Consider the following 25,162-nt stretch of genomic DNA (forward strand, 5'->3'; position numbering starts at 1 on the left):
GCGCTTTCCCTTGGGAATTGCGTAAAAACAAAGACATATCTGCTCAGACGCCGTAGCGCTCGGTGCGGATGATTTCCGCTGATATGCCGGCGTCGATCAGCGCCTGGGCGGCCGCCGAGACGAAGGCGTTCGAGCCGCAGACGTAGGCGAGCGTCGGCGGTTGCGGCAGCCGCGCCAGCGCCTGCATCACCATTGCCGTGTCGATGCGCCTCGAATAGTCGGACGGACGCCGTGTCGCCTCGCGCGTCAGCGTCAGCACCAGGTCGAAACCGTCGCGACGGTCGTCGAGACCGATCAGCTCGTCACGGAAGATCACCTCATCCCAGACCCGCACCGAAAACATCAGAGCGACCGGCACCGCCGATTTGCGAAAGGTCCGGTGACGCACCATCGCCATCAGCGGCACCACGCCGGAACCGCCGCCGACCAGAAGCAGTGGCCCGCCATCGCTGTCGGACCAGACGAAATGCCCGCCAAGCGGTCCGCGCAGTTCGATTTCATCGCCGACCGCCGCCACCTCGTGGAAGAAGGGCGAGACCTCGCCATCGTCGAGTTTTTCGATCGCCAACTCGATCGTGGCGCCGCTCTCCGGCGCCGAGGCGATGGAATAGGAGCGGCGCGCCTGATAGCCGTCAGGCGCCGTCAGCCTGACATCGACATGCTGTCCGGCGCGATAGGCAAAAGGCCGCGACAGCGCGAAGAAGAAACTAGTGACGCGTGGCGTGCGCTTTTCGATCCGGGTGATTTTCGCCGTCTGCCAGGGAGATTGCGGCGCTTCGCTCATGGATCGCTGGTGTAGCGCTGCTCGCGCCACGGATCGCCATAGATGTGATAGCCGCGCAATTCCCAGAAGCCCGGCTCGTCACGTTCGGTGAATTGCAGCCCGTTCAGCCATTTGGCAGACTTCCAGAAATAGAGATGCGGCACCAGAAGCCGCGCCGGGCCGCCATGGTCCGGCGTGATCGGTTTGCCATCATGAAGCAACGCCACCATCGCCTTGCCGGTGGTGAGATCCTTGGCCGGTACGTTGGTGGTGTAGCCATCATACCCGTGTGCCAGCAGGAAGCCGGTCGGCGCTTCGATACCGGCATCGGCGAGAATGTCGTCGACCAGCACGCCTTGCCATGCCGTGTCGAACTTGGTCCAGGCGGTGACGCAATGGATGTCGCGCGTCATCTTGGTCAGAGGCAGCGCGTTGAACTCGGCCCAGTTCCATTTCTTGATCGGGCGCGGCCCGTGCTTGAGAGTGAATGACCAGTCCTTGGTACGCACGCGCGGCGTCGGCCCCGCCGACAGCACCGGAAAACCCTGTTCCAGATACTGCCCGGGCGGGATGCGCGCATCGGTCTCGGTTGGAGGCTTTCGACTAGAGAAAAAACCGCGAGTGGCCATCGGGACTTGTCCGTTTGCTGCGAGCCGAGCTGCCGCAGTGTTCTCGAAGATATCTCGGCGGGCAACAGGAATTTTGGCGGAGCGATGCGGCAGGCTTGCCGGCGGTCCCGGCGAGCCTGCCGCATCATGTGCCTCAGCCGGCGGCGAAAGGTACGGCGACGAAGATCTGCGCGTCGCCGCGGTCGACCAGAAGCAGCACAGATTTGCGACCTGACTTGCCGGCCTCGGCGATCGCCTGGTTGGCTTGCCGTGCGTTGCGCACCGGCAACTGGTCGACGGCGACGATGACGTCGCCTGGCTGCAGGCCGGCATTGGAGCCCGCCTTGTCCGGATTGACGCGCTCGACCACGGCGCCACGCTGGTTGGCGGCGAGGTTCAACTCCTCGCGGATATCGGGCGTGAGGTCGGTCAGGCCGAGGCCGAGCGAGGGCACGCGCAGCGCCTGGCCGGCCGAGGGCTTTTGATTGTCGCCCTCGGTCGAGGCGGTCTTCACATCGTCACTGTTGCGGCCGACATCGGCGGAGATCTGCACCGTCTTGCCGCCGCGCCAGACATCGAGCGTTTCCTTGGCGCCGGGCGCGACATCGGCGACGGCGCGCGACAGGTCCTTGGGATCCTTGATCGGCTCTCCGGCGAAGCTGGTGATGACATCGCCGGTCTTGATGCCGGCCTTTGCTGCCGGCGATCCCTCAGTGACCTCGGAAACCAGCGCGCCGCCGGGATGGTCGAGGCCGACGGCGCCGGCCACATCCGGTGTCACCGGCTGGATCTGGACGCCGAGATAGCCATACTCGATGTTGCCGCCCTTCATCAGCTTGGCAACGACCTTCTGCGCCTGGTCCGACGGAATGGCGAAGCCGACGCCGACGCTGCCGCCGTTCGGTGAAAAGATCGCCGTGTTGATGCCGACGACATTGCCGCTGACATCGACCAGCGGGCCGCCGGAATTGCCGTGGTTGATCGGCGCGTCGATCTGGATGAAATCATCGAAAGGCCCGCTGTCGAGGTCGCGGCCGCGTGCCGAAACGATGCCTGCTGTGACCGTGGTGCCGATGCCGAACGGGTTGCCGAAGGCGAGTATCTGGTCGCCCGGCATGAGTTTATCGGAATCGCCCCATTTGACGGTCGGCAAAGGCTTGCCGGACTTGACCTTGAGCACCGCGAGGTCGTTCTTGGCGTCTCGGCCGACCAACGTGGCGGGAAGCTCGGTGCCGTCGTCGAGCGTTACCTTGATCGACGTGGCGCCGTCGACGACATGGTTGTTGGTCACGATGGTGCCGTCGGCGCCGACGATGAAGCCGGAGCCGAGGGCCTCAGTGCGCTGTGCCTGTTGCTGCGGCGGCGTTTTCGGCATGGGTATGCCCTGATCACCAAAAAACTGGCGGAATTGTTCGTCGAAAGGCGAGCCGCCGCCGTCGAAGGGAGACTCCTCGCCCATGGTTTGCGGCTGTGCCTTCATCACCGTGGTGACCGTCACTACCGCCGGCTTGTCGGTCGCCACGATCGGAGCGAACGAGCCGTTGGGCGCCGTTATGCCGGCAACAGGGGTCTGGGTCGTCGCAACGGCGTTGCTGGCACTTTCGGCGAAAGACACGACGAAGGGGGATATGATCAGCGCAGCGCCCAGCAAGGCCGCGACGCGATGTCTGCGAAGGATGTCTGACATGGTCGTTTGTCCGGGCGAGAGGTGATCCGGCGCCGTGGCCGTTCGCGGGGAAATCAGCCATCCGGCGTGTCGACGGTCGCGGTTGCCCGTCTCGCCTGGCATGGCAGCGGACCGGATCGACAGCCCTGCATCTAGGGCAGAGATCGGCCCGATTTAGGGTTTTTGCGCTATCTTACGAAGATTTAATATCCGGGGCTGCGCCTGGCCAAGATCAAACCCCACCGGTCCGCCTGAGATAGGCGGTGGCGATCTCGCGCATCCGGTTGCCGTCGAAGCTCGGCCCATGGCCGCCATGGCCGAGGCGAACGGGCAGATCGAGCAGCCTGCGCATGGTGTGGCGATAGTCGGGGCGCGACGAGTCCGGCAGGTCGTCGATCAGCATGGAATCGTAGATGGCGTCGCCGGCAAAGAACAGGCCATCGGCCTCATCGAACAGCGCGATCGAGTCCGGCGAATGTCCGGGAAGATGCAGCACGCGGAACTGCCGGTCGCCGAGATCGACGATGTCGCCCTCGTCCAGCGTGCGCGTCAGCGGCGCCGGCGGGATCTTGTAGTCGGCCGCCGTCCAGCCCGGCGCCGGCAATTTCGAGACGGCGCCGTCGAGATTGTTGAACATGTAGGCGTAGGTCACCGCCTCGTTCATGGTCTCGAAATGTTCGGCGCTGTGCCGCGGCCCGGCCCGCAGCGGGAATTCGTGCAGCGAGCCGACATGATCGAGATGGATATGGGTGGCCACGACGATGAGCGGCTTGTCCACCGGCGTGTCGATCTGCGGCGCCAGCGGGCAGATGCCCATGCCGGTGTCGACCAGCAGGTCGGCGTCGCGGCCCCTGAAATGCCATATATTGGCGCGCACGAAATCGTGCACGAACGGCTCGGTCAGCATCGTTGTACTGGCATCGATGACGGTCTTGCCGAACCAGTCGCCTACAACACGTTCGCCCATGAAACCGCCGCCCACCGGACAGCCGCCCCTTAGACGAAGGGCTTTCCGACCTTGTATTTCTCCGGCACCAGGCGCTTCAAATAGGCCATGCCGGCATCCGACAGCTGGTTGACGTCGGGCTTCATGAAATCGTCCGGCATATGGCGCGTCTTGCCGGCGACGTTCTTTAGCGGCACCTTCTTCAGTACCGTTTTCGTGCCGTCATATTGCAGCGCCACCGAGCCGCCGCCTTCCCCGGCGACGGCAACCGCGAAGGCGCCGGCATCGAAGGCCTCCTGCGCATCGACGGCGCTGATCGCGCCGATATAGCCGCGCGGCATGTAGCCCAGCGCATCGACACGCGCGCGCTTGCCTGGCAGGCCATCGGCAAGCGCCCGTTCGAGGGCTGCCGGCAGGTCACTGCCCGACAGTTTGACGTTGCCATGGGCGTCGCGCTCAAGCTTGTCCGGCGGCACCAGGCTTTCGACCAGCGCCTTGCCGTCGGCGGTGCTGACGCCTTCCGAGACGGCGACGATGCAGCGCTTGTGGCGGTCGAGCGAGGCGCGCACGTCGTCGATGAAGCCGGCGGCCGAGAACGGCCGTTCCGGCACGTAGACCAGATGCGGGCCGCTGTCGGGATCGAGCTGCCAGGCGGCAGCAGCCGCAGTGAGGAAGCCGGCATGGCGGCCCATGACGATGCCGACATAGATGCCGGGCAGCGCGCGGAAATCGAGATCGACGGACAGGAAGGCGCCGGCAACGAACTCGGCCGCCGAGATGAAGCCCGGCGTGTGGTCGTTTTCCTCGAGATCATTGTCGATGGTTTTTGGCGCATGGACGAAGGCGATGCTGCCACCGGCAGCGTCGGTCAGGATCTGCTGCGTGCCCGACGTGTCGTTGCCGCCGATGTAGATGAAGGCGTCGGCGCCGGCCTTCTTCAGGCCGTTGAGGATGACCTCGCAATAGGCGGCGTCAGGCTTGTCGCGGGTCGAGCCGAGGGCGGCACTCGGCGTTCCGGCGATCAGCCGCAGCCGATCCTCGGGGATGGCGGAGAGGTCCACGTAGTTGCCGTCACGAATGCCGCGCACGCCATGGATGGAGCCCAGCACCTTGGCGCCGGGATGGCGCTTGCGGATTTCCAGCGTGGCGCCGACGACCGTCTGGTTGATGACGGCGGTCGGGCCGCCGCCCTGCGCGATGACAAACGTTCCAGCCATGCTTGATGTCTCCTCTGGTGTGGTGGATTTGAAGTCCCTGTCATCTTGGTGGCATCAGCTTCCAGGAACTTCAAATCCACCACACCAGATTCTTACAGTTTCTAGTGTGGCGGATCCGAAATTCGCTCACTGCGGCGCTCCGAGGCTCTGCGAATTTCGGATTCGCCACACGGGTGATGGTTTTCAAGGCACCTTGGCCTAGCTTGCCGCATCGCGCAACGGGAGTTTCGAGCGGCGCCAAACCGCCGCAGAAGGATCAGACGACGACGACCGGGTTCTTCTTGGAAACGCGGCTGTAGAGGTCGATGATGTCCTGGTTGATCAGGCGCACGCAGCCCGACGACATCGCCTGGCCGATGCTCGCCCATTCGGGCGAACCGTGGATGCGGTAGCCGGTGTCCTTGCCGTCCTGGTAGATGTAGAGGGCACGCGCACCGAGCGGATTGGTGAGGCCACCGGGCTGGCCGTTTTGCCACTTCACCAGTTCCGGCTTGCGCTGGATCATTTCCGGCGGCGGCGTCCACACCGGCCATTCCTTGCCGTATTGGATGTTGGCGCGGCCCGACCAGCGGAAGCCGTCCTTGCCGATGCCGACGCCGTAGCGGATGGCGTCGCCGCCCTCCTGCACGAGATAGAGCTTTCGCTCCTGCAGATGGACGACAATGGTGCCGGGCGCCTCGCCGGTCTCGTTGACGACAATCTGGCGGCGGAACTCCGGCTTGACCTTCTGATAGGGCACCGCCGGCACTTCGAAACCGCCATCGGTGAGCGCGGCATACATAACGTCGGGGCCGGTGATGTTCTTGTCGACGCTGATTGCGGGGCGGATCGGCCGCACCGAGCCGGTGACCGTATCGTCCAGCTGCAATTGCGGCAGTTCGAGCGTCGAGGTGCTGCAGCCGGCCATGCCGAGCAGCGCCATGGCGCCGGCCCCTGTAAGGACCGAGCGGCGGGAATAGAGATTTTCGGTTTCGATTGCGTCGCCATTTGCAGGCGGCGTCAGATTCTGCGGCAACTCACGCATGCACCCAAACCCTACACTGTCGGCCGGAAACACGGTCCGGCCGGATAGCAGGCAGTTTCGCCAAACATGGTTGAAAAAGGGTGAAGGCCTTCCCTGTGCCCTTTATGCCTGGGCCGGCCGCGCGAAACGGCCCGCTGCGCATTTTTTGAGATGACCCTTTACATTCCCGCGGACCCGAGGATTTATCCTTTTCTTTGCGCTCAAGGAGACAAAGATGTCGTTCGAAAACTGGGCCGCCTTCGCCGCCGCCTCCACCGTCCTGCTCATCATTCCCGGTCCGACCATTCTTCTGGTCGTGTCCTATGCGCTGGGCCAGGGCTGGCGCACCGCATTGCCGATGGCCGTCGGCGTGGCGCTGGGCGACTTCACCGCCATGACGCTTTCGATGCTGGGCATCGGCGCGCTGCTGGCCGCGTCGGCGACCGTGTTCACCATCCTGAAGCTGATCGGCGCCTGCTATCTGATCTATCTTGGCATAAAGCTGTTTCGCGCCGGTGGCGCGCTCAAAGCCGAACCGCGCACCGACGCCGTGTCGGCGGCCAAGATGATGGCGCATGCCTGGCTGGTCACCGCGCTCAACCCGAAAAGCATCACCTTCTTCGTCGCCTTCCTGCCGCAGTTCCTCAATCGGGAAGCCGATTTCTGGCCGCAGATGCTGATTTTTGAGACCACCTTCCTGGCGCTCGCCTTTGCCAATGCCTTCGGCTACGCGCTGATCGCGGCTCGCGCCCGCAACGTCGTGCGCAACCCCAAGGCGATCCGCATCTTCAACCGCACCGGCGGCACGCTGCTGGTCGGCGCGGGGATAGCTACCGTGGCAATGCGTTCGGGGAATTAAGACGGGTGAAGTTCGCCCGCCTCACCACTTGATGCTGAAGCCCAGGTTGCCTTCCAGCACGCGCCGTTTGTCGCCGCCGAGATTGGTGGTGTAGTCGCCGGTGGCGAAGAGGGAGACCTTGTCGGTCACCTTGGCGATCACGCCGCCGCCGAATTCGAGCGAGGTGGATTTGCCTTCGGTCGAGATGTCGGTGCCCTCGAAGTCGACCTGGTCGGTGCCGCCGAAGGCGTGCCAGATATTGGCCTTGAGGTAAGGCTGCAGTGGGACGCCGTCCACCGTCGTCTCGCCTTGCAGCCGCAACCCGACCCTGGCGTTGACCTGATCGTCGGCATCGAAGGAGACGGCCGAGAAGCTGTCCCTGACATCGTCAAGCGACAGATGCTGCCAGACCAGCTGCGCCTGCGGCTCCAGCGTCCAGCCTTGCGCCAGCGCTATGGGGTAGCCGCCCTCCAGCGAAGCGGTGATGCCGGTTCCGTCGATGTCGATGCCGATGTCGCGCGACGAGCTTGCCGAGCCGCTGAAGAAGGTGGCCATGAGCACGCCATCGAGATACCAGCCGCCCTGGCCGATGCGTGTCCAGTAGCCGCCGATGCTGGTGCCGCCGAGATCGATGCCGCCGACGGCGAGACCGTCCTGCCCCAGCGCCTGGCCGCGCACATCGCCATTCATGCTGCCATAGCCGATGAACAGGCCGGCGCGATCGACCGAGCCAGCGCTGGTTTCGCGGCCGATGAGATCGAAACCGGCCTGCAGGCCGAACAGCGTACCGTCGAAGGACGGCGAAACCGTCCCCGACCAGCCCATCTTGTCGTCCTGGCCGAAGATGCGGCCCCAGACGGGCTGCAATTCGGTGTTGGACAAAAGGCTCTGTTCGCCACGCCGCTCGTGGAAGGTGCCGAGCGTTGACATCGCAAGATGCTGGGCCACCGGCGGCACGGCCGAATAGACGGGAACCTCGATGCGGTAGAGCAGGATTTCCTCACCCGCCGCCGGGGTCGGCAGATCCGGTGCGTCCATGGGCACTTCCGGTGGCGGCGGCGGCGGATCCGCCTCCGCCGCAGGTGGCGGCGGTGGAGGCGGCTCGGGCTCCGGGTCGCTTGCCTGGACCGGCGGCGTCGGATCGACTGGCGGATTGCCGGCGTCGCCTTCGGTCGGCGGCGGTACTGGCGGCAGCTCGGACGGCGGCGGCGGCGGCTCGGTCTCCGGCGCTTCCGGCTCCGGCGCCGGAGTGGGTTCGAGCGCTGGCGGCGCCGCGGCCGGCGTCGTCGGTGTTATCAGCGTCGAGCGCAGATACCAGTTCTCCTCGCTGCCGGCGGTGACCCCGCCCTTGAACAGATAATATTCGAAGGCGCCCGCGGCGACCGGCGCGTCGAGCGCAAAGGCGCCGGCAGCCGTTGTCGCGCCGTTCATTGCCTGGATGACCATGATGCCGTCCGCAGTGGTCTCGGCACCCGCACCGCCGACATTGATCACCGCGATGCCGGTCGAGCCGGAGGCCGTGCCGCCGGACAGGACAAGCCTGTCCGAGTCGGAACTATCGTCGCCGAGCTCCGTCTGGATGAGCAGCAGGCCGCCGAGGCCGGTATAATTGCCTGATATCGTCAGCCGGTCGGTCACGCTGGTGCCGCCATTGGTCAGGTCGATGCGGCCGGCATTCATCACTTCGGCCATCTGGCCGGCGGTAAAGGCCTGGATCGTGGCATTGAAGCCGCCACCAAAGAGCGTGCTTGCCTGATCGACATTGAGCGACCCGGTGGCCGTGGCGCTGTCGCCGAGCACGAGATTGCCGTCCAGCGTCAATTCGGTGTCGTTGGTGGCGTTGATCGTCTCCCAGGTCCGAACCCGGCTGATCCCGTCCAGCGAGACATTGTCGAAGGTCAGCGTATCGGTGCCGGCGCCACCATTCAACGCGTCGGCGTCGCCGAGATTGGCGTTGGAGAGGTTGCTGAGCTTGGCGGTGTCGTTGTCGCCGCCGAGATCGACGGCGCCATAGATGATGCCGCCGCCATTCCAGGCGAAGCTGTCGGCGCCGAAACTCATCAGCACGTCGCCGCCGACCGTACCGCCGGTCACCGTTACGCTGTCGGTGCCGCCGCTGACGCTGATGTTGCCGCCGATGGTGCCGCCCGAGAGAATGATCGTGTCGTTGCCGAAGCCGGTGACGAGGTTGCGGTCGATCGTGCCGCCGGACATGTTGAAGTAATTGTCGTCGAGCTTCATGTTGACGCGACCTATGCGGCCGCCAGTCATCACCGCATGATCGCCGTCGTCGAAGAAATCGACAATGCGCCCACCGCTCATGAAGAAGGTGTCGAGCGCGTCGCCCTGGTTCAGCGAACCGATCTGCCCACCGCTCATGTTGAAATCGTCGATACCGGCGCCTTGCTGGACGTTGCCGGTGACAGTGCCGCCGCCGATGGTGAAGAAATCCGTGCCGCCGCCCTGGTCGACAGTGCCGGTGATGGTGGCGGACTGCATGTCGATGCGGTCGATGCCGGTGCCGAAGGTGACGTTGCCGCTGATCTGTCCGGTGCCGGCGGTGGGGAAGGTCAGCGTGTTGTCGCCGCTGGTGTCGGTAAGGCTGCCGCCCGAATCGCCGCTGTCGCAGATGTAGGCGGTATTTCCGGCCGGCGGGACCAGCGCGCAGGCGGCGAAGGCCGTAGAATTGGGCAGAAACGCCAGTGCCGTAGTTGAGAGAACGCTAATAAACCATGGATGTGGCTGACGCAGCTTTCGCCGCGATAAAGCAACTGTTTCCTCCGTATCCCGCAAACAACTGTCCGCAGGCTTGTTCTTCAGGTGCCGCATCGCGTCCCTCTCAATTCGCGATTTCAAGCTCCCCGCCCGGCGCCGCAATGAAGACACAATCCGTCAGATTTTACAAAGCCTATTCTGTGCCTCATGGTTGATGAACTGCGAAACTAGTTGAACTGGACTCCGGTATTGATTGGTCCAGACTTCGCTTGGCGCGCCCGCCGCCGATGCTCTAGGATCGGCCGCGCAGCTGGAGTTTTGTGATCACCGGAGGACCGGGCATGGCAGTCAGGGACGCATTCGGCTTGACCTTATCAGGCGCGTCGGAGGCCGGCTTCACGCCCTACAGCCAGGCCGTCCGCGAATTGCAATGCTTCATCGGCGACCCCGTCGCTTCCGTCGATCGCGCCATTGCGGCCGACCCGGGCTTCGTCATGGCGCATGTGTTCAAGGGCTACCTGTTCGGCCTCGCCACCGAGCGCGAGGCAACGGCGGTGGCCAAGGCATGCCACGAAGCTGCGCTGCCGCTTGCCGCGACTGCGCGCGAGCAGGCGCATGTCGCGGCCCTTGGCCATCTCGCCGCCGGCCGCTGGCACGAAGCTTCGCGCTTGCTCGAAGATATCGCCATCGACTTCCCGCTCGACGCGGTGGCGCTGCAGACCGGGCACCAGGTCGACTTCTTCACCGGCAATGCCCGCATGCTGCGCGACCGCATCGGCCGCGCCCTGCCGTCATGGCAAAAGGACATGCCTGGATACCACGCCATCCTCGGCATGCAGGCGTTCGGGCTGGAAGAGATGGGCGACTATGCACAGGCGGAGAAGTTTGGTCGCACTGCGGTCGCCATCGAGCCGCGCGACGGCTGGGGCCAACATGCCGTCGCTCACGTCATGGAGATGCAAAGCCGGCAAAGGGATGGCATCGCCTGGATGCGCGCCAATCCTGAAGCGTGGACAAAAGACAGCTTCCTGCAGGTGCACAATTGGTGGCATTTGGCGCTGTTCCACTACGATCTCGGCGAGACGGGCGAAGTGCTTGATCTCTATGACGGGCCGATCTACGGCACCCCGTCGACGATGGCGCTCAATATGGTCGATGCCTCGGCGATCCTGTGGCGGCTTCATCTCGGCGGCGTCGATGTCGGTGACCGCTGGATAGCGCTCGCAGCCAACTGGCCCAAGGTCGGTGCCGGTAACTACGCCTTCAACGACGCCCATGCGATGATGGCCTTCGTCGGAGCAGGGCTCGAAGCGCCAGCCAAAACCTTGCTCGAGACGCAACGCGAGGCGATGCGCGGCAGCGACGACAACGCTGCCTTCACCAGGGATGTCGGCCATCCGTTGACGCTGGCGATCAAGGCCTTTGGCGAAGGCAACTACAACGAGGCGGTGCGCCTGATCCGGCCGATTCGCTCGATCGCTCATCGCTTCGGCGGCAGCCATGCCCAGCGCGATGTCATCGACCTGACGCTGATCGAGGCGGCGCTGCGCGCCGGCGGCACGGCTGTTGCAAAGGCCTTGACGGCCGAGCGCCAGATGGCCCGGCCGGACAGTCCGCTGTCGGCGCTGTTTTCGCGGCGCGCCGCAGATTTGTCAGAGAATTGACCCGCAACGGATCTTGTTTTAAAAACTGGCCAAGCCAGATTTTTTCGAGACCCGAAAAAATTAATGGCAATGGGAGGACTGCATGTATCTCGGCCTCGATCTCGGCACGTCGGGCGTCAAGGCGCTGCTGATCGATGCCGGGCAAACCGTCATCGGCTCCGGCCATGCTTCGCTTGACGTATCGCGGCCGCACCCCGGCTGGTCAGAGCAGAACCCCGCCGACTGGATCCGCGCCTGCGAGACCGCGATCGCGGAGCTGAAATCAGCGCATCCGAAAGAGCTTGCCGCGGTCAAAGGCATCGGCCTCTCCGGCCACATGCACGGCGCGACCTTGCTCGACGCCGCGGACAAAGTGCTGCGCCCCTGCATATTGTGGAACGATACGCGCAGCCATGCCGAAGCGGCAGCGCTCGACGCCGACCCGCGCTTCCGCAAGCTGACCGGCAACATCGTCTTCCCCGGCTTCACCGCGCCGAAACTCGCCTGGGTGAAAAACAACGAGCCCGCCGTCTTCGCCAAGGTGGCGAAGGTGCTTTTGCCCAAGGACTTCCTGCGGTTCTGGCTGACCGGCGAGCATATGTCGGAAATGTCCGACTCGGCCGGCACTTCCTGGCTCGATGTCGGCAAGCGGCGTTGGTCAGCGGAATTGCTAGCAGCGACATCGCTCGACGAGACGCAGATGCCGTCGCTGGTCGAAGGCACGGAAAAGGCCGGAGCCTTGCGCGCCGAACTGGCCGCAAGCTGGGGCATGACATCAGGCGTCCCGGTTGCCGGCGGCGCAGGTGACAATGCGGCTTCCGCCTGCGGCATGGGCACGGTCGGCGCCGGCCACGCTTTTGTGTCGCTGGGCACATCCGGCGTGCTGTTTGCCGCCAACGCGTCCTACCTGCCCAATCCGGCCAGCGCGGTCCACACCTTCTGCCACGCGCTGCCCAACACCTGGCACCAGATGGGCGTCATCCTGTCGGCCACGGATTCGCTCAATTGGCTCTCGGAGATTTCAGGCAAAAAGGCCGGCGAATTGACCGCCGACCTCGGCGAGACGCTGAAGGCGCCGACGGGCGTGTCGTTCCTCCCTTATCTCTCGGGCGAACGCACGCCGCACAATGATTCCGCCATTCGCGGCGCCTTCACCGGGCTGGCGCATGAATCCAGCCGCGCGGTGTTGACACAAGCGGTGCTTGAGGGCGTCGCCTTCGCCTTCCGCGACAGTCTCGAAGCCTTGAAGACGGCGGGCACGACCTTGACGCGGGTGACGGCGATCGGCGGCGGCTCGCGCTCGCGCTACTGGCTGAAGGCGATCGCCAGCGCGCTGCAGATGCCGGTGGATATTCCGGCAGACGGCGATTTCGGCGCGGCGTTTGGGGCGGCACGGCTTGGGCTGATCGCGGCGACAGGGGCTGATCCGCTCAGCGTCTGCACGGCGCCGAGGACGGATGCGACGATAGAGCCGGATGCCGTGCTCGGCGGCGCCTACGCGGACGCCTATCAGCGTTACCGGGCGCTGTATCCGGCGATAAAGGGCGTGACCGCGTGAGTCAGTGCGCGGCACCCCCCTCTGGCCTGCCGGCCATCTCCCCCTCAAGGGGGGAGATCAGCAGACCTAGCAATGCCTCATCTCTTTCCACGTTGGTCGTTGGCGAAGGTCCGCGTGACAGCCAATCTCCCCCCTTGAGGGGGAGATGGCCGGCAGGCCAGAGGGGGGCGCTTCACGCCACACTTACCCAGAGAGCCTCACTGCGCCGGCACCTTGTCCAGAAATCCGGTGACACTCTTCAGGCGGCCGTTCTCGATGATGCCGATATCGGTGCCTTCGATAACCGATGGAATGCCTTCCGGCCCGAGGTTCCACGAGAAGCGGATCGTGTCGGCGAACCCGTCCGGCTTGCCCTTCAGCGAGAACCGGAAGCCGGCAAAGCGCTGCTGCACGCCATCGATGAGCGCGGCAACACCGGCATGGCCGTCGCCCTGCATCAGCGGATCGCGGTAGCTGACGTCTTCGGTGAAGGTCGCCTTGAGCAGCTCGGCGCGGCGATCCGCATCGGCCTCGTTCCAGGCGGTGATGTAGTTTTGGGCGATGATGTTGAGATCGGTCATGGTCTGTCTCCTTCGTTGAGCGGCTTTGACACGAGCCTCTTCACCCCTTGGCAGAACGAAACCAATTACGCCTGAGGTAATCAGGGCGAACTATTCGAGAGAGGACAGACATCATGAGCAGCGGATTTTTCGGCGACATCCAGAAGATAAAGTATGAAGGACCGGATTCGACCAATCCGCTGGCCTACCGCTTCTACAACCCCGATGAGGTCGTCGCCGGCAAGCGGCTGGAAGACCATCTGCGCTTCGCGGTCGCCTACTGGCATTCCTTCGCCTGGCCGGGCGGCGACCCCTTTGGCGGCCAGACTTTCGACCGTCCCTGGTTCCCCAAGGCGGGCGGCGTCGACACGATGGAACTGGCCAAGCTCAAGGCAGACGTCGCCTTCGAGATGTTCTCGCTGCTCGGTGCGCCCTATTTCTGCTTCCACGACGCCGACGTGCGGCCCGAGGGCAAGGATTTCTCCGAAAGTGCAGCGCGGCTCGACGAGATCGCCGACTATTTCGCCGCCAAGATGAAGAAGACCGGGGTCAAGCTGCTCTGGGGCACGGCGAACCTGTTCTCCAACCGCCGCTTCATGTCGGGTGCCGCCACCAATCCAGATCCGGATGTCTTTGCCTATGCGGCGGCGACGGTGAAAAGCTGCATCGACGTCACCAAGCGGCTGAAGGGCGAGAACTACGTGCTGTGGGGCGGGCGCGAGGGCTATGAGACGCTGCTCAACACCGACCTTGCGCGCGAGCAGGAGCAGGCCGGCCGTTTCCTCAGCCTCGTCGTCGACTACAAGCACAAGATCGGCTTCAAGGGCACGATCCTGATCGAGCCGAAGCCGCAGGAGCCGACCAAGCACCAGTATGACTACGATGTCGCGACCGTCTACGGCTTCCTAAAGCGCTTCGGCCTGGAAAAGGAGGTCAAGCTCAACATCGAACAGGGCCACGCCATCCTGGCCGGTCATTCCTTCGAGCACGAGCTGGCGCTGGCCAATGCGCTTGGCCTCTTCGGCTCGATCGACATGAACCGCAACGACTACCAGTCGGGCTGGGACACCGACCAGTTCCCCAACAATGTGCCGGAAATGGCGCTGGCCTACTACCAGGTCCTGCAGGCCGGTGGCTTCAAGACCGGCGGCACTAATTTCGACGCCAAGCTGCGCCGCCAGTCGCTCGATCCGCAGGATCTGCTGATCGGCCATATCGGTGGCATGGATTCCTGCGCACGCGGTCTCAAGGCCGCGGCCCGCATGGTCGAGGACAAGGCGCTGTCAGGCCCACTGGCCGAACGCTATGCGGGCTGGAACTCGGCCGAGGCCAAGGCGATGCTGTCGGGCAAGCGCACGCTTGAGGATATCGCCGAGCGCGTCGTGAAGAAGAAGATCGAGCCGCAGCCGCGCTCCGGCCGCCAGGAGCTGCTGGAAAACATCGTCAACCGCTACGTCTGAAGGCGGAAAACCGATTCGCACTGCGTAAGGGGCGGCAGGATGAACACCCCTGCCGCCTTGGAATGCTTTGTGCGGCAGCCCTCTTCCGGCGACAAGGTTTTGCCCTTTGTCGCCCCTCAATGACCTCGCTCTTGCCTTCAAACTGCCGTCACGTATCTCGTATAAGAGTGCCGTTGTGGCGGGTGAAAAGGAAGGAGGCGAACCGATAATGCAACACGAACGCGAAATCGACGCCCTACTCTCATCCGGTGAGACCGGATCGATCATCGACCGGCTGATGGCGCTGCCGCGGCCGACCGACACTGTGAAAAACGAATGGGATCGCGCTGTCAGCAGCCGCTTCGAAGTCCGACTGGCGAGGCAGATGCGCTCGCAGATCGACGCCGGCGGCGATCGCCAGAACGCCGCCTGATCTCTCTTTGTCTGTGCATGTCGTTATCCCAAAACCGCGACACACTTTTGGGCGACATGCATCAACCTCGGCGCAGCCTGACTGGCGCTTCGCCGAACGCTCTTGAAAACGCTCTGGAAAATGCCGCGGCGGACGAGAACCCCGTCCGCCCGGCAATATCCGCCATGGCAATCCGCGTGTCGACCACCAGCCGCCGCGCCGCGCCCAGCCGCAGCCTGAGATAATAGGCGCCAGGCGTCTCACCGATAGATTTGCGGAAAATGCTCTCCAATGTCCGCGCCGTCACCCCGGCGCGTTTTGCCACCGCATCGATGGTCAGCGGCTGGTCGACATGCGATTCCATCAGCCGGATGGCTTGCGCCAGGCGCGGGTCATAGCCGTCGAGCCGGCCAAGCGAGACCAGCGGCTGCGCGTCGGTGGCCGCGCGGGCCTGATCGTAGATGAAGACGCTGGCGACATCGAGCGCGACGGCCATGCCGAGGCGGGTGCGGATCAGATGCAGCATCAGGTCGAAGGTAGGCGACGCCCCGCCGGAGGTGAACACCGGCCCGTCGATGACATAACGGTCGGGCCGGACATCGACGCCGGGAAAGGCCGAGGAAAAATCCTCCATGTCTTCCCAGTGGGTGGTGGCGCTGCGGCCTTCGAGCAGGCCGGCACGCGCCACCAGCCAGGTGCCGGCCTCGACGCCGCCGCAGGCGCGGGCGGCTCGGGCCGCGCGGCGCAGGCCCGATAGCAGCGCCGAGGTCGCATAGTTCTGGGTGCCGAAGCCGGCGACGACGACAAGCACATCGGTCGGCTCGGCCGCATCGAAACGGCCGCTGACCGCCACGGGCAGGCCGCATGTGGTGACCGGCGCCTCGCCCGTCACAGAAACCAGTTTGAAATCGAATAGCGTCTCGCCGGAAATGCGGTTGGCGGCGCGCAGCGGGTCGACGGCCGAGGCGACGCACATGATGGAGGAGCCGGAAAACACCAGCAGCGTCACCTTGAGCGGTGAGCGCTCCGAACGAAAGATAGTCGGTTTTTCGCTTTTGATCATGAGAGCTTCGTAAAACGCAAAACAGTTTCCGGCAAGTCGGATCATTGTTAGGCTTCTGATGATTGGGAGGAGATTGCCATGCCACTCGCGATGAACCGTGAGGTCTTCATTACCTGTGCCGTCACCGGCTCCGGTGGCACGCAGGACCGCTCGCCGCATGTGCCGCGCTCGCCCAAGCAGATCGCCGATTCGGCCATCGACGCGGCCAAGGCCGGTGCGGCCATCGTCCACTGCCATGTCCGCGACCCCGAGACCGGCAAGCCCCGCCGCGATGTGCATCTCTACCGCGAGGTGACCGAGCGCATCCGTGATGCGAATGTCGACGTGATCCTGAACCTGACCGCCGGCATGGGCGGCGACATGGTGTTCGGTTCGCCCGAAGCGCCGTTGCCGCTCAACGAAAAAGGCACCGACATGGGTGGAGCCACCAACCGCATGGAACATGTGCGCCAGTGCCTGCCGGAAATCTGCACGCTCGACTGCGGCACCATGAACTTCGCCGAAGCCGACTATGTCATGACCAACACGCCCGGCATGCTGCGCGCCATGGGCGGCATGATGACGGCGCTTGGCGTCAAGCCGGAAATCGAAGCCTTCGACACCGGCCATCTCTGGTTCGCCAAGCAATTGGTCGAAGAGAAGGTGCTGAACCCCGATGCGCTGGTGCAGCTCTGCATGGGCGTGCCGTGGGGTGCGCCGGACGACCTCAACACCTTCATGGCCATGGTCAACAATGTGCCGTCGACCTGGAACTGGTCGGCCTTCGCCATCGGCCGCAACCAGATGGCCTATGCGGCAGCAGCGGTTCTGGCCGGCGGCAATGTCCGCGTCGGGCTGGAAGACAATCTGTGGTTCGACAAGGGCGTGCTCGCGACCAACGCCCAGCTGGTCGAGCGCGCCGCCAGCATCGTCACCAATCTCGGCGCCAGGATCCTCGGGCCGGAAGAAGTGCGCAAGAAGCTGAACCTGACCAAGCGGGCACCGATCGCAGCCGCGGCATAAAGCGGAGGTTGACGATGGCTACCGTCAAATTCACCGCGATGAAGGATGGCGACAGGGACGATTACGAATTCCTGACCGCCCATGAGATCGACTATGCTGCGAAAACCGGCGAGCGGTTGCTCGACGGGCTGGTGCAGCTCGACGAAGGCCTGTCCGGCTACAAGATCACCCGGCTCGGCCATTCGCTGCAGGCGGCGACGCGGGCCTGGCGCGATGGCGCCGACACCGACTGGATCGCCTGCGCGCTGCTTCACGATATCGGCGACATCTATGCGCCCTACAATCACGACGAATACGCCGCGTCGATCCTGAAACCTTTCGTGCGCGAGCAATGCACCTGGGTGGTGGAAAAGCATGGCGACTTCCAGCGCCTCTATTACGCCCACCACCTCGGCGGCAACCGCCATGCCCGCGACCGCTTCGCCGGGCATATGTATTTCGACGACTGCGACCAGTTTTGCGAACGCTGGGACCAGTCGAGCTTCGACCCCGACTACGAGACGCTGCCGATCGAGTTCTTCCGGCCCTTCGTGCTCGAGGTCTTCGCCCGCAAGGCCTACGACCCCTCAGTGATCCGCGCCGGCGAGCGCGTGCCCCTCCTCGACCCTCAGACAGTCAAGACAAGAACCGGAGCCTGACCATGAGCATCATCAACAAGGCAGCCGCCATTGGCGGCGGTGTCATCGGCGCCGGCTGGGTGGCACGGCTGCTGCTCAACGGCATCGATGTGTCGATCTTCGATCCCGATCCGGAGGCGTCGCGCAAGGTCTCGGAAGTGATGAAGGGCGCCCGCCGCGCCTACAAGCAGATGGTTCCCGGTGGCCTGCCTAAGGAAGGTAAACTCACCTTCGCCAAGACCATCGCCGAAGCAGTGGCCGATGCCGACTTCATCCAGGAGAGCGTGCCGGAACGGCTCGACCTGAAACACCGCGTGCTGGCCGAGATCGATCTCTATGCGCCGACCAACGCCATCGTCGGTTCCTCGACCTCCGGCATCAAGCCGACCGACATGCAGGTGGCGATGAAGAAGCACCCGGAGCGGCTGGTTGTCGGACATCCCTTCAACCCGGTCTATCTCCTGCCGCTGGTCGAGATCGTCGGCGGCGAGCAGACGTTCCCCGAGGCAATCGAAGTTGCCAAAGAAATCTATGCCTCGATCGGCATGAAGCCGGTGGTCATTCGCAAGGAAATCGAGGCCTTTGTCGGCGACCGCCTGCTGGAAGCGGCGTGGCGCGAGGCGCTGTGGCTGATCAAGGACGGTATCTGCACGGTCGAGGAACTCGACGACATCATGCGCTATGGCTTCGGCCTTCGCTGGGCGCAGATGGGCATGTTCCAGGTCTACCGCGTCGCCGGCGGCGAGGCCGGCATGCGCCACTTCATGGCGCAGTTCGGGCCGTGCCTGAAATGGCCGTGGACCAAGCTGATGGACGTGCCGGAGTTCAACGACGAGCTGGTCGATCTGATCGCCACCCAGTCGGACGACCAGGCGCACGGCCTGTCGATCCGCGAGCTGGAAAAGATCCGCGACGACAATCTGGTCGCGATCATGGATGCTTTGTCGAAGCAGAACAAAGGCAAGGGCTGGGGCGCCGGCGCGCTGCATAAGGACTATACCAACCAATTGGCCAAGCTGGCGGCGAAGAAGCCGGCCGCTTCCAAGGCCGCCGAAAAGGCCAAGGCGTCGAAGCCGGTGAAGAAGGTTGAAAAGCCGAAGAAAAAGAAGAAAGGCTGAAGCCATGGATTTCGGGCTGTCGGAGGAACAGAAGCTCATCGTCGAGACGACGCGCGCGTTCGTCGAGAATGAGCTTTACCCGCATGAGCGCGAGGTCGAACGCACTGGCGTGCTGCGCCGCGAGCTGATCGAGGAGATCAAGGTCAAGGCGATCGAAGCCGGGCTCTACGCCGCCAACATGCCGGCCGATGTCGGTGGCGCCGGCCTCGATACGGTGACCTGGCTGCTCTACGAAAAGGAACTCGGCCGCGCCAATTACGCGCTGCACTGGACCTGCGTGGCGCGGCCCTCCAACATCCTCTTGGCCGGCACGCCGGAGCAGCGCGAGAAATACCTGTTCCCCTGCATCCGCGGCGAGAAGTGGGACTGCCTGGCGATGACTGAACCGGGCGCCGGCTCGGACCTGCGCGGCATGAAGGCGACCGCCGTGCAGGACGGCGACGACTGGGTGCTGAACGGCACCAAGCATTTTATCAGCCACGCCGACCTTGCTGACTTTGCCATCGTCTTCATGGCCTCGGGCGAAGAAGAAACGCCGCGTGGCAAGCGCAAGAAGATCACCGCCTTCTTCGTCGACAAGGGCACCAAGGGTTTTACGGTGCGCGACGGCTACCGCAACGTCTCGCATCGCGGCTACACCAACGCCATCCTCGAATTCGACGATTGCCGCCTGCCGGCAAGCCAGGTGCTCGGCGAAGTCCATAAGGGTTTCGACGTTGCCAATTCCTGGCTCGGCGCCACCCGCCTGCAGGTCGGCGCCACCTGCCTCGGCCGCGCCGAGCGGGCGCTCGGCCATGCCATCGAATATTCCGCGCAGCGCCAGCAGTTCGGCCAGCAGATCGGCAAGTTCCAGGGCGTGTCGTTCAAGCTCGCCGATATGGCCACCGAATTGAAGGCCGCCGACCTGATGGTGTTCGAAGCTGGCTGGAAGTACGATCAGGGCACCGTCACCGATCAGGACATGGCCATGGCCAAGCTGAAGGCTACCGAAATGCTCGCTTTCGTCGCCGACGAGGCGATCCAGATCCATGGCGGCATGGGGCTGATGGACGACCTCCCGCTGGAACGCATCTGGCGCGACGCCCGCGTCGAGCGCATCTGGGAAGGCACTTCGGAGATTCAGCGACATATTATTTCGCGGGCGCTGCTGCGTCCGTTCGGAGCTTAGAGCATGATGGACCCCAAACCGGGTCCGGTTTTGGGGAGAAGATCATGCTCAAACGAAAAGATGGCCATGCATAAACTCGAACGTCTCCTGCGCCCGAAGTCGATTGCCGTGTTCGGCGGGGCGCAGGCCGCTGCCGTCGTCGCGCAATCGATCAAGATGGGCTTTGCCGGCGAAATCTGGCCGGTTCATCCGACCAAGGACGAGGTGGCCGGCCGCAAGGCCTATCGCTCCGTTGCCGACTTGCCCGACGCTCCAGATGCCGCCTTTGTCGGCGTCAACCGGCATCTGACCATCGAGGTGGTCAAGGCGCTGGCCGAGCGTGGCGCCGGCGGCGCCGTCTGCTTTGCCGCGGGCTTTCTCGAGACCGAGGCCTATGACGACGACGGTGAGCGGCTGCAGGCCGAACTGGTGGCTGCCGCCGGCCAGATGCCGATCATCGGCCCGAATTGCTATGGCCTGATCAACTATGCCGACGGCGCGTTGCTGTGGCCCGACCAGCATGGCGGCATCAGGCTGCCCGAAGGTGCCAAGGGCGTCGCCATCATCACCCAGTCCTCCAACATCGCCATCAACATGACGATGCAGAAGCGCGGCCTGCCGATCGCCTTCCTGATGACCGCCGGCAACCAGGCGCAGACCGGCCTGTCCGAAATGGCGCTCGGCCTGATCGAGGATGAGCGCGTCACGTCGCTCGGCCTGCACATCGAGGCCTTCGATTCGGTAGCCGGCTTCGAGCGCTTGGCGGCGCGGGCGCGCGAATTGAAGAAACCGATCATCGCCATGAAGGTCGGCCGGTCCGAGCAGGCACGGCAGGCGACCGTCTCGCACACCGCATCGCTTGCCGGCTCGGATGCTGCCTCGGGCGCCTTCTTGAGGCGGCTCGGCATTGCGCGCGTCGATTCCATCCCTGCCTTCATCGAGGCGCTGAAGCTGCTGCACGTCACCGGACCGTTGCCCGGCTACAGGCTGTCGTCGATGAGCTGTTCGGGTGGCGAAGCCTCGGTCATGGCCGACAGCGCCGAAGGGCGCTGGGTCAACTTCCCGGAGCTCACCAGCAAGCACCGCGCCCATGTCAAATCGACGCTCGGGCCGCTGGTCGCGGTCGCCAACCCGTTGGACTACCACACCTTCATCTGGAACAACGAGCCGGCGATGACCGCCACCTTCACCGCCATGGTGTCGGGCGGCTTCGACCTCAACATGCTGGTGCTCGACTTCCCGCGCCCGGATCGCTGCTCGGTCACCGACTGGTGGGCGACGCTGCGCGCCTTCGAATCGGCGCTGAAGACCAACAAGGCGCATGGCGCCATCGTCTCCTCGCTGCCGGAGAACCTGCCGGAGGAATACACCGCCGAACTCATGGCGCGCGGCATGGTGCCGTTGTTCGGCATCTCCGAAGCCATGGACGCCGCGGGTGCCGCAGCCTTCATCGGCTGGGCCTGGGCCGAGCCTCAGGCGCAGTCGATCGACACGACGGCAGCCGGTGCTGCCCGAGGCGACCATGTCACCCCCGACGAGGCCGAAGCCAAGGAGCGGTTGATCAAGGCCGGCTTGCCGGTGCCGAAGGGCGAACGCGCCGCCAATGCGGTCGAGGCCGTCATCTCGTCGATGGCGCTCGGCTTCCCGGTGGCGCTGAAGGCGCTCGGCGTAACCCACAAGTCGGAAGTCGGCGCCGTCAGGCTGAGCCTCAAGGACGCCGAATCCGTCAGCACGGCGGCGCATGATCTGCTGCCGCTCGGCACCGGGCTCTATGTCGAGCGCATGGTGCGCGATGGCGTCGCCGAACTGATCGTCGGCTTCACCCGCGACCCGATGTTCGGCGCCGTGATGACACTGGGCACCGGCGGCGTGCTGGTCGAGCTGTTGCGCGACAGCGTCACCCTGATGCTGCCGGCGACGCGCGACGACATCGAGGCGGCGTTGCGCCGCCTGAAACTGTTCCCGCTGCTCGAAGGCTATCGCGGCCGGCCCAAGTCCGATGTCGCTGCTGCCATCGAGGCCATCGCCGGCATTGCCGACTTCGTCCAGAAGAACGCCGGCGATATCGAGGAACTCGATATCAACCCGCTGATCGTTTGCGCCGAGGGCAAGGGCGCCTGGATCGCCGACGCGCTGCTGGTGCTGGGAGACAAGAAGAATGTCTGACGTCATTTCGACCCGCCGCGAGGGCGTGATCCTCGAGGTCACGCTCGACCGGCCGAAGGCCAATGCCATCGACCTCAAGACGTCGCGGCTGATGGGCGAGACGTTCAAGGCGTTCCGCGACGATCCGGAGCTTCGCGTCGCCATCGTCAAGACCGCCGGCGACAAATTCTTCTGCGCCGGCTGGGATTTGAAGGCCGCTGCCGGTGGCGATGCGGTCGACGGCGACTATGGCGTCGGCGGTTTTGCCGGCCTGCAGGAGCTGCGCGACATGAACAAGCCGGTCATCGCCTGCGTCAACGGCATGGCGGTCGGCGGCGGCTTCGAGCTGGCGCTGTCCTGCGATCTCATCTTCGCTTCCGACCATTCCTCCTTCGCGCTGCCAGAAATCCGCGCCGGCACGCTGGCCGACGCAGCGACGATCAAGCTGCCGAAGCGCATCCCCTACCATGTCGCCATGGACCTTTTGCTTACCGGCCGCTGGATGGATGTTGCGGAAGCGCATCGCTGGGGCCTGGTCAACGAAGTGCTGCCCAAGGACAAGCTCGAGGACCGCGTCTGGGAGATCGCAAGGCTGCTGGCCAGCGGCCCGCCGCTGGTGTTTGCGGCGATCAAGGAGACGGCGCGGGTGGCCGAGGCGCTGACTTTCCAGGACGCGATGAACCGCGTGACGCGGAGGCAATTGGCGACAGTCGATGCGCTCTATGGCTCGGAGGACAATATGGAAGGGTTCCGCGCCTTCGCCGAGAAGCGCGATCCGGTGTGGAAGGGGAAGTAGCCTCTTTACCCTCCCCTCGATGGGGAGGGTCGGACCGAAGGTCCGGGGTGGGGTGATGCGCCGCCACCCCACCCGCCGCTTCGCGGCGACCTCCCCCATCAAGGGGGAGGTAAAGGAGCTCCATGACCGACTACAAAACCCTCATCGACGCCGAGACCTGGGCCTTCATCGAGCGGACGAATTCCTATTATCCGCCCGACACGATCGACTACACCATTGCCCAGCAGCGCGCGATCTATGACCGGATGTGCCGCGAGTTCTTTGCCGGCTATCCCGACGGCGTGACCGCGGAAACAACCGTCATTGCGGCGCATGACATTCCGATCCGCATCTATCGCAGCGCTACCCCGAACAAGGCGGCGATGGTGCTCTACGTCCACGGCGGCGGCTTCATCCTCGGTGGGCTCGACAGCCACGACGATGTCTGCGCCGAGCTTTGTGCCCGCACCGGCTTCGAGGTGGTCTCCGTGGACTACCGCCTGGCGCCGGAGCATCTGCACCCGGGCGCCTTCGACGATGCGCTGCATGCCTTCGAATGGGCGGCCAAAACCTACGATCAACCTGTCCTGCTGTGCGGCGACAGCGCCGGCGGCAATCTCTGCGCCGCCGTCGCCCACGCGACGCGCGGTCACGCCAAAAGGCCGGTCGGTCAGGTGTTGATTTATGCCGGCCTTTTCGGCGACCGTTCGAAGGGCTCCTATGTGACGCATGCCGAGGCACCGATGCTGACGGTGCGCGATATCGAGTTCTATAAGCACATCCGCACCGGCGGTGTGGATCGGACCGGCGACGTCACCTTGTCGCCGCTGGCCGACGCCGATTTCACCAACCTGCCGCCGACAGTGCTGATCACCGCTGAGTGCGACCCGCTGTCATCCGACGGCGAGGCCTATCGCGACCGCATCCGTGCCGCAGGCGGACACGCCACCTGGTTCGAGGAGCCAGGACTGGTGCACGGCTATCTCCGGGCCAGGCACACGGTCGGCCGGGCCCGTGCCTCCTTCAGTCGCATCGTCGAGGCGGTGTCAGTGCTCGGCAGAGGCAACTGGATCTGGTGAACGGCTCAGCCGCGGACAAAGGCGATCAGTGCCTCGGCCATGCGATCGTTGAACTCCTGGCGAAAGCGATTCTTCTTCAGCCATTCCGGATTTGAGCCGACGGTCTTGTTGGCGTCGACGACAATGCCTTTGCCGTCGACGATGAAATAGTCGATGGCGCCGAAATCCAGATTGAGCCTTTGCCGCACCGCCAGCACCTCCGGCGGGACGGCACCGCCCACCTCGTTGCTTAGTATTTTTGAGCCGGCGCACAGGACGTCATCAAAGACCTGCCGCATGTTGATCTCGGCGCCAAGCAGGAACATGTAGCGATGCTTGACGATGGGCAGGTCGAGTGTATCGAAGGCGAATTTCTCGACCATCAGGCGATCGTTGCGCCATACATCCGGCGGAACCTCCGCGATCGTCTGGTAGACTTGATAAGGTGGACACAGGCGGTCCTTGTAGCCGGGTTCGAAGAGCTTGCGGATGGCATGAGCGCTCCGGGTCAGGCCGTTGCGGTGCTGCCACCAGCGCTGCTCTGGCCGGCCCCTGGAGTTGAGGACGGTCTTGACGATAACCGGCCCCTTGTGGCTGTCGCCGGCCTCCAGCTTCAGCGTCGAATAGAGGTACCTGTGGATGGACAGCGCGCGGCCATTGATGCTGCGCTCGTAGCGTTGACCGATGTCGCGGTAGGGCGGCGGGACCACGGTCAGGTCGATGTGCAGCAGCGCCGCCGGCGCCCTATTCTGGCGGGCCGGCCGGTCGAGCAGACGGACTTTCAATCCGGCTTGCTCCAGGTAGGGCAGCAACTGCGCTATGGAGTAGCCCCGCACCAGGCGGAAATTGCGCAGGCTTTCCACATAGACATCGAGATCCGCTGCCGCCAC

At 64.4% G+C, this 25,162-nt stretch carries 22 protein-coding genes; 12 read left to right on the forward strand and 10 right to left on the reverse strand.

Features of this window, described 5'->3' with window-relative positions; genetic code table 11:
* Nucleotides 1-43: 43 nt before the first annotated feature.
* The 6 genes from H0241_RS07325 to H0241_RS07350 all read right to left on the reverse strand — a co-directional run bounded on the left by H0241_RS07325 (nucleotide 44) and on the right by H0241_RS07350 (nucleotide 6,224).
* Entirely contained in the window at nucleotides 44-784 is a 741-nt protein-coding gene (locus H0241_RS07325; RefSeq protein ID WP_181056720.1) for an FAD-binding oxidoreductase, read from the reverse strand.
* Nucleotides 781-1,392 carry a molybdopterin-dependent oxidoreductase gene (locus tag H0241_RS07330; protein WP_181056721.1) on the reverse strand — a complete coding sequence of 204 codons (612 nt, stop codon included), beginning with the start codon at nucleotides 1,390-1,392 and terminating at the stop codon, nucleotides 781-783. The genes H0241_RS07325 and H0241_RS07330 overlap by 4 nt, the downstream gene beginning before the upstream one ends.
* Before the next feature lie 133 nt (nucleotides 1,393-1,525).
* Nucleotides 1,526-3,058, reverse strand: a complete 1,533-nt coding sequence (locus tag H0241_RS07335) for a DegQ family serine endoprotease (protein WP_181056722.1) — start codon at nucleotides 3,056-3,058, stop codon at nucleotides 1,526-1,528.
* Nucleotides 3,059-3,269: 211 nt separating this feature from the next.
* The gene (locus H0241_RS07340) at nucleotides 3,270-4,004 is read right to left on the reverse strand and encodes an MBL fold metallo-hydrolase (RefSeq protein WP_181056723.1); all 735 of its coding nucleotides are present in this window, start codon (nucleotides 4,002-4,004) and stop codon (nucleotides 3,270-3,272) included.
* A 29-nt stretch (nucleotides 4,005-4,033) separates the two neighbouring features.
* Entirely contained in the window at nucleotides 4,034-5,200 is a 1,167-nt protein-coding gene (locus H0241_RS07345) for a diphosphate--fructose-6-phosphate 1-phosphotransferase (protein ID WP_181056724.1), read from the reverse strand.
* 256 nt (nucleotides 5,201-5,456) lie between these two features.
* Entirely contained in the window at nucleotides 5,457-6,224 is a 768-nt protein-coding gene (locus H0241_RS07350) for a L,D-transpeptidase (protein ID WP_181056725.1), read from the reverse strand.
* 214 nt (nucleotides 6,225-6,438) lie between these two features.
* Between H0241_RS07350 and H0241_RS07355 the strand changes: the two genes are divergently transcribed.
* Entirely contained in the window at nucleotides 6,439-7,062 is a 624-nt protein-coding gene (locus tag H0241_RS07355) for a LysE family translocator (protein ID WP_181056726.1), read from the forward strand.
* A gap of 21 nt (nucleotides 7,063-7,083) precedes the next feature.
* Here the strand turns inward: H0241_RS07355 and H0241_RS07360 are convergent, their stop codons facing one another.
* Nucleotides 7,084-9,870 (reverse strand): autotransporter family protein, encoded by a 2,787-nt coding sequence (locus H0241_RS07360; protein ID WP_181056727.1) that lies wholly within the window; start codon nucleotides 9,868-9,870, stop codon nucleotides 7,084-7,086.
* Nucleotides 9,871-10,097: 227 nt separating this feature from the next.
* Here H0241_RS07360 and H0241_RS07365 point away from each other — a divergent pair, with 227 nt between their 5' ends.
* On the forward strand, nucleotides 10,098-11,420 hold the full coding sequence (locus tag H0241_RS07365; protein WP_181056728.1) for a tetratricopeptide repeat protein: 1,323 nt from the start codon (nucleotides 10,098-10,100) through the stop codon (nucleotides 11,418-11,420).
* An 82-nt stretch (nucleotides 11,421-11,502) separates the two neighbouring features.
* Nucleotides 11,503-12,957, forward strand: coding sequence for a xylulokinase (gene xylB, locus H0241_RS07370; protein ID WP_181056729.1), 1,455 nt, complete (start codon nucleotides 11,503-11,505; stop codon nucleotides 12,955-12,957).
* 197 nt (nucleotides 12,958-13,154) lie between these two features.
* Here xylB and H0241_RS07375 read toward each other — a convergent pair whose 3' ends face one another.
* Nucleotides 13,155-13,517 carry a nuclear transport factor 2 family protein gene (locus H0241_RS07375; protein WP_181056730.1) on the reverse strand — a complete coding sequence of 121 codons (363 nt, stop codon included), beginning with the start codon at nucleotides 13,515-13,517 and terminating at the stop codon, nucleotides 13,155-13,157.
* Nucleotides 13,518-13,630: 113 nt separating this feature from the next.
* Here H0241_RS07375 and xylA point away from each other — a divergent pair, with 113 nt between their 5' ends.
* Nucleotides 13,631-14,956, forward strand: a complete 1,326-nt coding sequence (xylA, locus tag H0241_RS07380; RefSeq protein WP_181056731.1) for a xylose isomerase — start codon at nucleotides 13,631-13,633, stop codon at nucleotides 14,954-14,956.
* A gap of 208 nt (nucleotides 14,957-15,164) precedes the next feature.
* Nucleotides 15,165-15,368 (forward strand): hypothetical protein, encoded by a 204-nt coding sequence (locus tag H0241_RS07385; protein ID WP_181056732.1) that lies wholly within the window; start codon nucleotides 15,165-15,167, stop codon nucleotides 15,366-15,368.
* Between the two features lie 61 nt (nucleotides 15,369-15,429).
* Here H0241_RS07385 and H0241_RS07390 read toward each other — a convergent pair whose 3' ends face one another.
* The gene (locus tag H0241_RS07390) at nucleotides 15,430-16,410 is read right to left on the reverse strand and encodes a GlxA family transcriptional regulator (RefSeq protein ID WP_181056733.1); all 981 of its coding nucleotides are present in this window, start codon (nucleotides 16,408-16,410) and stop codon (nucleotides 15,430-15,432) included.
* 78 nt (nucleotides 16,411-16,488) lie between these two features.
* On the opposite strand from H0241_RS07390, the gene H0241_RS07395 reads away from it, so the two are divergent.
* The 7 genes from H0241_RS07395 to H0241_RS07425 all read left to right on the forward strand — a co-directional run bounded on the left by H0241_RS07395 (nucleotide 16,489) and on the right by H0241_RS07425 (nucleotide 24,293).
* Nucleotides 16,489-17,412 carry a BKACE family enzyme gene (locus tag H0241_RS07395; RefSeq protein ID WP_181056734.1) on the forward strand — a complete coding sequence of 308 codons (924 nt, stop codon included), beginning with the start codon at nucleotides 16,489-16,491 and terminating at the stop codon, nucleotides 17,410-17,412.
* Between the two features lie 14 nt (nucleotides 17,413-17,426).
* Nucleotides 17,427-18,050 (forward strand): HD domain-containing protein, encoded by a 624-nt coding sequence (locus H0241_RS07400; protein ID WP_181056735.1) that lies wholly within the window; start codon nucleotides 17,427-17,429, stop codon nucleotides 18,048-18,050.
* A gap of 2 nt (nucleotides 18,051-18,052) precedes the next feature.
* Complete coding sequence (locus H0241_RS07405; RefSeq protein ID WP_181056736.1) at nucleotides 18,053-19,147, forward strand: carnitine 3-dehydrogenase; 1,095 nt, start codon at nucleotides 18,053-18,055, stop codon at nucleotides 19,145-19,147.
* 4 nt (nucleotides 19,148-19,151) lie between these two features.
* Nucleotides 19,152-20,315, forward strand: coding sequence for an acyl-CoA dehydrogenase family protein (locus tag H0241_RS07410; protein WP_181056737.1), 1,164 nt, complete (start codon nucleotides 19,152-19,154; stop codon nucleotides 20,313-20,315).
* 66 nt (nucleotides 20,316-20,381) lie between these two features.
* Nucleotides 20,382-22,460, forward strand: a complete 2,079-nt coding sequence (locus H0241_RS07415; RefSeq protein ID WP_181056738.1) for an acetate--CoA ligase family protein — start codon at nucleotides 20,382-20,384, stop codon at nucleotides 22,458-22,460.
* Entirely contained in the window at nucleotides 22,453-23,235 is a 783-nt protein-coding gene (locus H0241_RS07420; RefSeq protein WP_181056739.1) for a carnitinyl-CoA dehydratase, read from the forward strand. Before H0241_RS07415 ends, H0241_RS07420 begins: the two co-directional genes overlap by 8 nt.
* 122 nt (nucleotides 23,236-23,357) lie before the next feature.
* On the forward strand, nucleotides 23,358-24,293 hold the full coding sequence (locus H0241_RS07425; protein ID WP_181056740.1) for an alpha/beta hydrolase: 936 nt from the start codon (nucleotides 23,358-23,360) through the stop codon (nucleotides 24,291-24,293).
* Between the two features lie 5 nt (nucleotides 24,294-24,298).
* On the opposite strand, the gene H0241_RS07430 is transcribed toward H0241_RS07425, so the two are convergent.
* Nucleotides 24,299-25,162 carry a hypothetical protein gene (locus H0241_RS07430; RefSeq protein WP_181056741.1) on the reverse strand — a complete coding sequence of 288 codons (864 nt, stop codon included), beginning with the start codon at nucleotides 25,160-25,162 and terminating at the stop codon, nucleotides 24,299-24,301.

The sequence above is a fragment of the Mesorhizobium neociceri genome (assembly GCF_013520985.1).
Classification (GTDB): Bacteria; Pseudomonadota; Alphaproteobacteria; order Rhizobiales; family Rhizobiaceae; genus Mesorhizobium; species Mesorhizobium neociceri.

What these genes read in the sequence shown, in the direction of transcription:
- H0241_RS07405 (WP_181056736.1), top strand. Translation starts at nt 18,053, where the DNA reads ATGAGCATCATCAACAAGGCAGCCGCCATTGGCGGCGGTGTCATCGGC.
- H0241_RS07335 (WP_181056722.1), bottom strand. Translation starts at nt 3,058, where the DNA reads ATGTCAGACATCCTTCGCAGACATCGCGTCGCGGCCTTGCTGGGCGCT.
- xylA (WP_181056731.1), top strand. Translation starts at nt 13,631, where the DNA reads ATGAGCAGCGGATTTTTCGGCGACATCCAGAAGATAAAGTATGAAGGA.
- xylB (WP_181056729.1), top strand. Translation starts at nt 11,503, where the DNA reads ATGTATCTCGGCCTCGATCTCGGCACGTCGGGCGTCAAGGCGCTGCTG.
- H0241_RS07325 (WP_181056720.1), bottom strand. Translation starts at nt 784, where the DNA reads ATGAGCGAAGCGCCGCAATCTCCCTGGCAGACGGCGAAAATCACCCGG.
- H0241_RS07345 (WP_181056724.1), bottom strand. Translation starts at nt 5,200, where the DNA reads ATGGCTGGAACGTTTGTCATCGCGCAGGGCGGCGGCCCGACCGCCGTC.
- H0241_RS07385 (WP_181056732.1), top strand. Translation starts at nt 15,165, where the DNA reads ATGCAACACGAACGCGAAATCGACGCCCTACTCTCATCCGGTGAGACC.
- H0241_RS07330 (WP_181056721.1), bottom strand. Translation starts at nt 1,392, where the DNA reads ATGGCCACTCGCGGTTTTTTCTCTAGTCGAAAGCCTCCAACCGAGACC.
- H0241_RS07355 (WP_181056726.1), top strand. Translation starts at nt 6,439, where the DNA reads ATGTCGTTCGAAAACTGGGCCGCCTTCGCCGCCGCCTCCACCGTCCTG.
- H0241_RS07365 (WP_181056728.1), top strand. Translation starts at nt 10,098, where the DNA reads ATGGCAGTCAGGGACGCATTCGGCTTGACCTTATCAGGCGCGTCGGAG.
- H0241_RS07420 (WP_181056739.1), top strand. Translation starts at nt 22,453, where the DNA reads ATGTCTGACGTCATTTCGACCCGCCGCGAGGGCGTGATCCTCGAGGTC.
- H0241_RS07395 (WP_181056734.1), top strand. Translation starts at nt 16,489, where the DNA reads ATGCCACTCGCGATGAACCGTGAGGTCTTCATTACCTGTGCCGTCACC.
- H0241_RS07375 (WP_181056730.1), bottom strand. Translation starts at nt 13,517, where the DNA reads ATGACCGATCTCAACATCATCGCCCAAAACTACATCACCGCCTGGAAC.
- H0241_RS07350 (WP_181056725.1), bottom strand. Translation starts at nt 6,224, where the DNA reads ATGCGTGAGTTGCCGCAGAATCTGACGCCGCCTGCAAATGGCGACGCA.
- H0241_RS07390 (WP_181056733.1), bottom strand. Translation starts at nt 16,410, where the DNA reads ATGATCAAAAGCGAAAAACCGACTATCTTTCGTTCGGAGCGCTCACCG.
- H0241_RS07340 (WP_181056723.1), bottom strand. Translation starts at nt 4,004, where the DNA reads ATGGGCGAACGTGTTGTAGGCGACTGGTTCGGCAAGACCGTCATCGAT.
- H0241_RS07425 (WP_181056740.1), top strand. Translation starts at nt 23,358, where the DNA reads ATGACCGACTACAAAACCCTCATCGACGCCGAGACCTGGGCCTTCATC.
- H0241_RS07400 (WP_181056735.1), top strand. Translation starts at nt 17,427, where the DNA reads ATGGCTACCGTCAAATTCACCGCGATGAAGGATGGCGACAGGGACGAT.
- H0241_RS07415 (WP_181056738.1), top strand. Translation starts at nt 20,382, where the DNA reads ATGCATAAACTCGAACGTCTCCTGCGCCCGAAGTCGATTGCCGTGTTC.
- H0241_RS07410 (WP_181056737.1), top strand. Translation starts at nt 19,152, where the DNA reads ATGGATTTCGGGCTGTCGGAGGAACAGAAGCTCATCGTCGAGACGACG.
- H0241_RS07360 (WP_181056727.1), bottom strand. Translation starts at nt 9,870, where the DNA reads ATGCGGCACCTGAAGAACAAGCCTGCGGACAGTTGTTTGCGGGATACG.